General features: G+C 48.7%; 13 protein-coding genes. 3 read left to right on the top strand and 10 right to left on the bottom strand.

Features of this window, described 5'->3' with window-relative positions:
- Window positions 1-101 precede the first annotated feature (101 nt).
- The 5 genes from AC5I6P_RS25525 to AC5I6P_RS25505 form a co-directional block, all read right to left on the bottom strand.
- Window positions 102-488 (bottom strand): hypothetical protein, encoded by a 387-nt coding sequence (locus AC5I6P_RS25525; protein WP_495696585.1) that lies wholly within the window; start codon window positions 486-488, stop codon window positions 102-104.
- A gap of 157 nt (window positions 489-645) precedes the next feature.
- Window positions 646-2,010 (bottom strand): hypothetical protein, encoded by a 1,365-nt coding sequence (locus AC5I6P_RS25520; protein ID WP_495696584.1) that lies wholly within the window; start codon window positions 2,008-2,010, stop codon window positions 646-648.
- Window positions 2,007-2,477: a hypothetical protein gene (locus AC5I6P_RS25515; protein ID WP_495696583.1), complete on the bottom strand. Its 471-nt coding sequence runs from the start codon at window positions 2,475-2,477 to the stop codon at window positions 2,007-2,009. The genes AC5I6P_RS25520 and AC5I6P_RS25515 overlap by 4 nt, the downstream gene beginning before the upstream one ends.
- An 11-nt stretch (window positions 2,478-2,488) precedes the next feature.
- Entirely contained in the window at window positions 2,489-3,148 is a 660-nt protein-coding gene (locus AC5I6P_RS25510; protein ID WP_495696582.1) for a hypothetical protein, read from the bottom strand.
- A 295-nt stretch (window positions 3,149-3,443) separates the two neighbouring features.
- Entirely contained in the window at window positions 3,444-4,160 is a 717-nt protein-coding gene (locus AC5I6P_RS25505) for a LuxR C-terminal-related transcriptional regulator (protein WP_495696581.1), read from the bottom strand.
- 92 nt (window positions 4,161-4,252) lie between these two features.
- On the opposite strand from AC5I6P_RS25505, the gene AC5I6P_RS25500 reads away from it, so the two are divergent.
- Window positions 4,253-4,948, top strand: a complete 696-nt coding sequence (locus AC5I6P_RS25500) for a DJ-1/PfpI family protein (protein WP_495696580.1) — start codon at window positions 4,253-4,255, stop codon at window positions 4,946-4,948.
- 156 nt (window positions 4,949-5,104) lie between these two features.
- On the opposite strand, the gene AC5I6P_RS25495 is transcribed toward AC5I6P_RS25500, so the two are convergent.
- From AC5I6P_RS25495 to AC5I6P_RS25475, 5 genes are all read right to left on the bottom strand, one after another.
- The gene (locus tag AC5I6P_RS25495; RefSeq protein WP_495696579.1) at window positions 5,105-5,395 is read right to left on the bottom strand and encodes a hypothetical protein; all 291 of its coding nucleotides are present in this window, start codon (window positions 5,393-5,395) and stop codon (window positions 5,105-5,107) included.
- Between the two features lie 36 nt (window positions 5,396-5,431).
- Complete coding sequence (locus tag AC5I6P_RS25490) at window positions 5,432-5,626, bottom strand: hypothetical protein (protein ID WP_495696578.1); 195 nt, start codon at window positions 5,624-5,626, stop codon at window positions 5,432-5,434.
- Window positions 5,627-5,680: 54 nt separating this feature from the next.
- Window positions 5,681-5,869 (bottom strand): hypothetical protein, encoded by a 189-nt coding sequence (locus AC5I6P_RS25485; protein WP_495696577.1) that lies wholly within the window; start codon window positions 5,867-5,869, stop codon window positions 5,681-5,683.
- A gap of 82 nt (window positions 5,870-5,951) precedes the next feature.
- Window positions 5,952-6,161, bottom strand: a complete 210-nt coding sequence (locus tag AC5I6P_RS25480) for a hypothetical protein (RefSeq protein ID WP_495696576.1) — start codon at window positions 6,159-6,161, stop codon at window positions 5,952-5,954.
- A gap of 14 nt (window positions 6,162-6,175) precedes the next feature.
- The gene (locus tag AC5I6P_RS25475) at window positions 6,176-6,436 is read right to left on the bottom strand and encodes a hypothetical protein (RefSeq protein WP_495696575.1); all 261 of its coding nucleotides are present in this window, start codon (window positions 6,434-6,436) and stop codon (window positions 6,176-6,178) included.
- Window positions 6,437-6,659: 223 nt separating this feature from the next.
- Between AC5I6P_RS25475 and AC5I6P_RS25470 the strand changes: the two genes are divergently transcribed.
- Together AC5I6P_RS25470 and AC5I6P_RS25465 are read left to right on the top strand one after the other, a co-directional pair.
- Complete coding sequence (locus AC5I6P_RS25470) at window positions 6,660-6,788, top strand: helix-turn-helix domain-containing protein (RefSeq protein WP_495692265.1); 129 nt, start codon at window positions 6,660-6,662, stop codon at window positions 6,786-6,788.
- A 15-nt stretch (window positions 6,789-6,803) separates the two neighbouring features.
- Window positions 6,804-6,917, top strand: coding sequence for a helix-turn-helix domain-containing protein (locus AC5I6P_RS25465; protein WP_495696586.1), 114 nt, complete (start codon window positions 6,804-6,806; stop codon window positions 6,915-6,917).
- Window positions 6,918-7,156: the final 239 nt, after the last annotated feature.

Raw genomic sequence — 7,156 nt, 5'->3', positions numbered from 1 at the left:
TTTCGAGATGTGCCGATTCCATGCTAATTCATCTTCTCATTCAGCAACGCCCATTTTTCTTCTCTCCAAGCGTTACAGACCTTGGAGAGATTTTATTGGTTTTACCCTGCTCCTGCTTCTAACTCGCAACTTGGGTTAATTAGTTCTTGGCAATCCTCCCGAGAGCCGCCCGCTAATTTGACGAACTCTAGCGCGGCTGCATCTCCTTGCTGGGTGCATAAGAGGACAAAACTATCTCGTGAGGCAGACGGACGAACCCGCTTATAGCAAGCCAGAACATAAAGCCGCCATACATCCTCGCTAGAAAGCGGTTCGTATTCTGGCAAGCCAAGAGCGGAACAATCGCGGCTGATAATTGACGAATCTATGCCTCCGAACATCTTCCCAATATCGCGACGGGTGAAGGTGGGTGATTCCACTTCTACGATCGGTGGAAGGTGAGGCAGTCTAGGTTTGGGGCGCTTCCTCATGCGGACTGTGTTAACCATGTGAGTGTCTAAAAACGTGTGGGAGTATGTAAGCCGTGCTGCACAATTCCGACATAGCGTGTGGCAAAATCACATGAAATTTCAAAGGCGGAATTTTCCGGGATTCAATCAGAGAAGGAGTTTTAGAGGTTCTAGCAAGTCAAGGCAGCATGACATGCTACACCACAGATTTGAACGACTTCAAATCGGGCAGAAGCTGAAGCTTAGATCCAATGGTTGAAAAAATGATGGGTGTTTTCGCTTCCATTGATTTGGTCTTCAATCGTTCAAGTTCTGTTAGTAGAACATCACTATCCACGGGTACGAGATAGCGATTCTTTAGCAGGTTACGAATCATATTGAAGTCCCCCCGCTGTCTGCCTAAGTCATCTATCCAGATGTAACCCTGACAGAGAATGTTGAGGTTGCTTCTGATGTTGGAATCCTCTGTAATGCCTAGCGATGCCACGTTGTAGGACTGCGTATCCACCAATAAGCAAACATTCATCTCTCTGCCCACAGTAACTAGGGTTGAGAGCTTTTTAGAATAGTCGTTCTTGTACCATTTCTCTTCGCGGCATGTGTCCCAAATCGAGTGCCAATCTGAGAGGATGAGCCTCACGGGCTGATCCTTAAAGTTTGTCCTTGCGGATTCAGGAGCGCGGCGGCGGGCATCAAAGATGCCGTGCACTTCATCGATCGCGCCAAAGGATAATTTAGGATTGAGCGGATCGAACAGTGAAGTTCTGCCCCGCTCTCTCACTCCACAGAAACTGTCATTTTTCTGAGCAATCACCCACGCTTCGAGGTTCGGATATTTGGCAAACATCCGATTGAGAATGTATGCCTCACTCACGCTCTTGCCAGTTCCCGTCGCAGACGCGAAGACGGTAGAAATGTCAGTTACGACGATTTCATCTAATGCCTGACAGATTCCCGGTTGTTCGATTTGTTGGGTCGGAACTGCGACGCCTGGCGGTTCGACGGGCTGGTCGATCGGTTGAGGAATGACAACCGGGGCAACGGGTACAACTTGAGGCTGCGGGGCTTGGATCTGAGGTTCTGCCACAACGGGCGCGGCTTTGGCTTGCTGCGGTTCGTCCTCTAGCTCCTCATCGTCCAAGTCGTCTAAGTCCATATCATCGGGATCGACTCCCAGATACTCGGCATAGTAGCGACGTGCATCATCTTCTGCAATCACTTCATCGACTTGCAGTTTTGCACCTGCATGAAGCTGCAATTTCTGCACTTTCGCTTGAGCAATTGTTTCATTCTGCATGTAGGCGATATTCTCCTCTTGCATCCTGAATCGCTCCTCAATCCGCTCGCGCTTCTCAATTCGCTGCGACGCCTTGAGGGTGAACGCAAACGCACTACCGCTTGCGACAGCGGCGAAGAACGAAGACAGTAACGCTCCGCCTGATTTCTGCTGAGAGGTGAGCGAACTGGTTGCACAGATGATGCCAAGCACACCGATCGCTAAACCAATACCAAGGTGATTGCGGGTCAACTGTTCCGGGTTCGGCTCGTGCTGAATGGTCATCTCGACCTCCGAAGCAACAGACTGCCGCCCACTGCTAGTAGTAGGACGATCGCGGGAATCGTTAGCTGCAATCCAACTTTCTGATTAGTTGGTTCTGCCATCGTGCCGTAAATGGCATCCCAGGAGCCGCCAATAATGCCGAAAATCACAATCACGCCAACCATGACAGCCATGATGCGCTCTGAAGTACGACGCGATAAGCAGGTATAGACAATGCAGCTTGCGATCGCGATGCCGACGATGATCAAATATCCGGGCAATGCACCCGGAATGAGGCGGGCAAACAGGGTAGAGCCTAGCCCGATCGAGAACAGTAGCCCAATTCGAGAGCAGCCGCGAACGATGTCATGAAAGGTGAGTGGTTTGGGTGCTTCCTCGACTTCCCAGTCCCCGCCGGGAACGAGAAAGGCATTACCCTTTCTCAGTTGGCGCGGGTCGTAGAAGAATGATCCGTCCTTGTCAAACATGGCTGAAGCCCTCAGTTAAACAGCGCTGTCATTGGGCTACCCTTTCGGGGCTTAACCGTCCTGCCGTTGATGTAGTCCGTGAATTCGCGCCGCTCCTCCGATAGCAACCTCGCTTCTTCTGGTTGCTCCTTAATCCGGTTGATGTCGTCGTTAACTTTCTGACGGCTCACCGTGCGATCAACTCGCATTTGGGCAACGGCTTTCTTTCGCATTGCCGCAAGTTCTAATTTGAATTTGTTCTTACCAGACGTGAGATCCAGCTTGCCCTTACGCCGAGCGAGTTGGATTCCATGCTGAGTGTCTTGGGCAAGTTTGCTCAAGGTTTGGTGATGCCTCTCAACTGTGACCTCTAACTGAGAAACCATCTTCTCAATTTCTTCTTTACGTTTGAGCGACGCTTCGATCGCTTCCTTGCGGAGCTTTTCAATCTCAACCGTACACTCAGTAATGGTTTTGATGCTCTCTAGGAGAGATTTGGCCACGTCTAACTGAATTTTCATTGAGTTCGCGTAGTGGCGAAGCTCATGCGCGTCTTGGGGGTTGGCGTTGCCGAGTTTGGTGATGTCAAAACCGAACTGAGTCGATAAGTTTTGGAGTAGACCAGGGGTGCTACCCTCGACACCGACTCGGAATTTTGGAGTTCTGCTGTTTGAAGGATTTGTGTTGGTCATGCGACACCCATGCGATAGCGTTCTAGGTCGTGCCTGAACATGCGTATGGTTTAACAATAAAAAACCGCCCTGCACTTTGGACGGCTTGTGGCAACTATTTCTTATAAGGTTTATAAGAATTTAGCCGATAGCGATCTAGACGTAAGGATTTTGACTAGACGGCTCGCCCAAATTTATGACGATTGATGAAAAGTCCAATGAATACTCAGGTTAGACGGTTTGATCTCGGGCAACGAAATCTTGCATCCGTCTGCCTCATCGACTCGATTATTTTGCGCCATTTAACCAAATCATTCTACGGTTGGAGGATACCACGCAATTTTGCCACCATTTCTGTCCGAGCAGAAACTTCTAATTTCCGAAACATGCGCTTTAGAGCTTGTTTAACAGAATTTTGGGTAATCCATAACTCTGCACCAATCTCTGCATTGGTGAGCCCTTCAGCAACAAGATTAGCAATTTGAATTTCTCTAGGGGTGAGACGCTTAAGAAATGGGTTTGAAACCCCTGAAGGTTGCTGTCGCAATTCAGCAAGACGCGCGGAGAAATGCGTACAAACCGCGCCGAAACTAGCCAAATCAAGTTGACTGAATGCAGAAGCATTACCAATACGGGCAAAATTTACTGTACCAATTAACTGACCTTGCCCAACAATTGGTCCAGTCATAATATGCTCATGATCATATGTAGAACAGCATCTTTTGTACAACTCACTCTGTTTCCAGGTCCCCTTTGGCAAAACTAACTCTTCGTGGGCTGGAGCGTGATACTGCATCACATACTGCAGAACTGGATCAACAGATTTGCCTACTTTTTGATATCGCTCAACGAATGTACCTGAAACTCCTTGGACATCAACGCTGGCTAGACCGTTCTCCACGTCTAGAAGATAAATTCCCCAACGTTGCACCCCAAAGTATTCGCTGACACTATCCATAAACTTAGACCGCAAGGCTTGCTCAGTCGGTGCAGTGGCGATCGCTTGAAATAAACGGTGAAGAGAATGACCCATGCGTTGAAAGTGTACCCACTTGAGGACTATTGGCGTTAGAAGACTTTCTCTACAATCGTTCCACAATCAGAAATCTCAAGCAACGGTAGACTATGACTCAACTGCAAATTGGCTTTCTAATTTATCCGGGTGTGATTCAACTCGACGTGATGGGAGCTTATCAGGTTCTAGCATTTCCACCCACTACACAAGTGCAGTTGATTTGGAAAACACTGACCCCGATCGTCAGCAATGAAGGCTTAACCTTTATGCCAACGGTAACCCTTATGGATTGCCCATCTCTAGACGTGATTTGTGTTCCTGGTGGCGGTGTTGGGCAAATCGAAGTCATGAAAGATTCTGAAATCTTGAATTTCCTTCAACAACAGTCTACATCCGCTCAATATGTGGCGAGCGTATGTACAGGCTCGATGGTTCTAGCGGCAGCTGGTTTACTGCAGGGCTACAAAGCAACCTGCCATTGGGCATTTCGAGATCAACTGGCAATGCTGGGGGCTGAAGTTGTGCCTCAACGGGTTGTTATTGATCGAAATCGAGTGACGGGGGCTGGTGTTACGTCAGGAATTGATTTTGGCTTAACGCTGCTGAGCTTGCTTTGCGGTGAAGAGGTAGCGAAGATAACTCAATTGATGATGGAGTATGCACCTGAACCTCCTTTCAATGCAGGTACGCCAGAAACGGCAGGCAAGGAAATCGTGCAACCCTTGTTGCAACTTGGCAGACCTCTTCTCGATGCATTCTTGACTCAAACAAAAGATACGGCAGCTCAACTAAAACTGGAAAACTGATTTTTGATGGCACTGAATTTACCCCTCTCTCAAGAAACAATTTGAGTGGGGGAGCAACAACGTCTGGTAACGTTCTGGACAAGGTAATCTTACCGCTAGTTAGCCAGAGGAGCCTCCTCTCGATAGATCACCAGTTAGAGCATTAACCAATTTAGTCTAGAGATCTTTCATCACCTCGCGGATATCGTTAAACATGGTGGGTTCATTTTTCAACCAGTGAGCGATCGCAAGCCTCATTTTGTGGGCGTCAGTTGGCTCTCGGTGGGTGGAACCTTCGGCAAACCAGTTGTTGACAGTGGCAATTCGGCATCCGGCGATTTTGGCCAGTTGTTCGCGGGTGATGTCTGGATAAAGACGGAGAAAATCTTCAAGCTGCATGGTCATTCGGTCAAGAGAGTCTGCGATCGCTCTCCAATCTTGCCATTCGGTAGGGGTTTTGATGTTCAATTTGCCTCCTGATAGGACAAAATTTCGCGTAGATAATCACGCTGCAACGTCTACAAACCGCTTCCCGTCCAGCAGATCTTGAGCGTTTTCATCCAGGAGTGGGTGATTCAGAACTAGGAGTCTGACCATTTCGGCAGCGATCGCATCAGCCTCCGATCTCGTGCAAGGATTGCCCTCAGAATCGCGAACCTGCTCAATCTTGAGGATGAGGAGACGAGAGATTTCTTCCATAGGTTGGCTCCAAAAGTAGGGTGAATTTAGGGGACACACGGACTGGCGGAAAAATTAGCAGTCGCTCACAGCTTTCGACCAAATACGATCGGCTTCAGGGCGAGGCATTCCGTTCTTCAGGTTGGTTTGACGGGTCTGTGCTGCCTCGTCTAAGCATTGCTGGGAGGGTTCGGCATGAGCAGAGGGAACGAAAGTGGTGAAAGCAGCAGTAACGAAAGAGATCGCAGTGATGTGACGTAGCATGGGGTAATCCTCTTGTGTTAGGGGTGAGTGGGTAGCTGTCAGGGTTGAGCCGAGGGCAGCTACCCGTTTGAATGTTTAGAAGTTAAAACGGAATAATTTTGTTCACTAAGTCGGCGGAGGCTCTAACGATCCACTGGTAGCCGTCGTGAGCCAGAACGATTTCGCCAACTCGGAAGCGTTTTCTGGCGTCTTCCCAATACTCCAGTTCAGCAAGAGCGCGAACGAGTAAGGGAGATGAGTGAACGGCGCGATAGTCGAGGGCGGGGAGTTCCGCCCGGAATTCTGAGTTCATTCCGGGGGATCTCCTTATGGGTTAGTGAGGCGCATTGCGTTGTGTCCTGCACCAAATCCAGCGCTGTAGTGAGCATTGCCATCCATTGAGCCGAGCATTCCACGTCGGTTGAAGCCGTCCCGGTAGCCAGCGTTGTAGGCTTCATCGGGAGACACGGTGCCAGCACGGTTGAAGGCCCTGTTCTTGCGGGGATCGGTCGTTGTCCAGTTCGGAGATCTACCACTGCCACGCTCATCGGTGGCTTGGGTTGCAGCTTCTAAAGATTGTGTAATCATGGTGTTAGAAATTAAAGGTTTCGTAGAGAGAGCGGTTAGCTGTGGAAGGTGAGCCGCTTTCTCTATATCTATTAGTGTAGTCTACTAAACTACACTTGTCAATCAACAAACCAAAAATAGAGTTTGATGGACGTAAATAAAAGTTTGCTAGACCTCTTATGAGGCTTGACAGACTGTGAATGTCTGATAGATTTGTAGTGTTAAGGACTACAGGTGATAATCTATGGCGACCATGTTTCAGGTTCAGCCAGTGATTCGATGGAAATTGCGTGCTGTAATGGCAGACCGCAAGATGACAGCAACAAAACTAGCAAGTCTTTTAGAAGTCAACCGAGTCACTGTGTCTGGGTAGGCAAATTCAGACGCAATTCCTAACTTCAGCGACACAAACGACACGCTGAACAAGCTCTGCTATCACCTTAAATGCACTCCAGAGGAGTTAATTTATTACACTCGGGACGACTATCTAGAAGACGGCTAGAAGCGCTAGAAGGTCAACCACAGCAGCGGGTTGATCCACGAGCCGCGCTAATTTTCAAATAGATCTCGCCTCACGGATCAAAAGTTCAACAGACCCCACGTTGAGCTAAATTCTTTCGTCTAAAAACAAAAAAATCGCCCCTCTTTCGAGAAGCGACCTAACTGTCACCCAAAACTATTTAGGACTCTTTCGATATCAGAACAAGTGCATAGGCAAACAGCCCTAGAGTCATTGCCACC

The organism is Myxacorys sp., from assembly GCF_059501405.1.
Note: the sequence above shows the minus strand (reverse complement) of the source record. Positions and strands in the feature narration are given on the sequence as shown.

Coding starts and splice junctions, on each gene's coding strand:
- AC5I6P_RS25500 (WP_495696580.1), top strand. CDS start 4,253: ATGACTCAACTGCAAATTGGCTTTCTAATTTATCCGGGTGTGATTCAA.
- AC5I6P_RS25485 (WP_495696577.1), bottom strand. CDS start 5,869: ATGCTACGTCACATCACTGCGATCTCTTTCGTTACTGCTGCTTTCACC.
- AC5I6P_RS25470 (WP_495692265.1), top strand. CDS start 6,660: ATGGCGACCATGTTTCAGGTTCAGCCAGTGATTCGATGGAAATTGCGT.
- AC5I6P_RS25525 (WP_495696585.1), bottom strand. CDS start 488: ATGGTTAACACAGTCCGCATGAGGAAGCGCCCCAAACCTAGACTGCCT.
- AC5I6P_RS25520 (WP_495696584.1), bottom strand. CDS start 2,010: ATGACCATTCAGCACGAGCCGAACCCGGAACAGTTGACCCGCAATCAC.
- AC5I6P_RS25475 (WP_495696575.1), bottom strand. CDS start 6,436: ATGATTACACAATCTTTAGAAGCTGCAACCCAAGCCACCGATGAGCGT.
- AC5I6P_RS25490 (WP_495696578.1), bottom strand. CDS start 5,626: ATGGAAGAAATCTCTCGTCTCCTCATCCTCAAGATTGAGCAGGTTCGC.
- AC5I6P_RS25515 (WP_495696583.1), bottom strand. CDS start 2,477: ATGTTTGACAAGGACGGATCATTCTTCTACGACCCGCGCCAACTGAGA.
- AC5I6P_RS25505 (WP_495696581.1), bottom strand. CDS start 4,160: ATGGGTCATTCTCTTCACCGTTTATTTCAAGCGATCGCCACTGCACCG.
- AC5I6P_RS25510 (WP_495696582.1), bottom strand. CDS start 3,148: ATGACCAACACAAATCCTTCAAACAGCAGAACTCCAAAATTCCGAGTC.
- AC5I6P_RS25480 (WP_495696576.1), bottom strand. CDS start 6,161: ATGAACTCAGAATTCCGGGCGGAACTCCCCGCCCTCGACTATCGCGCC.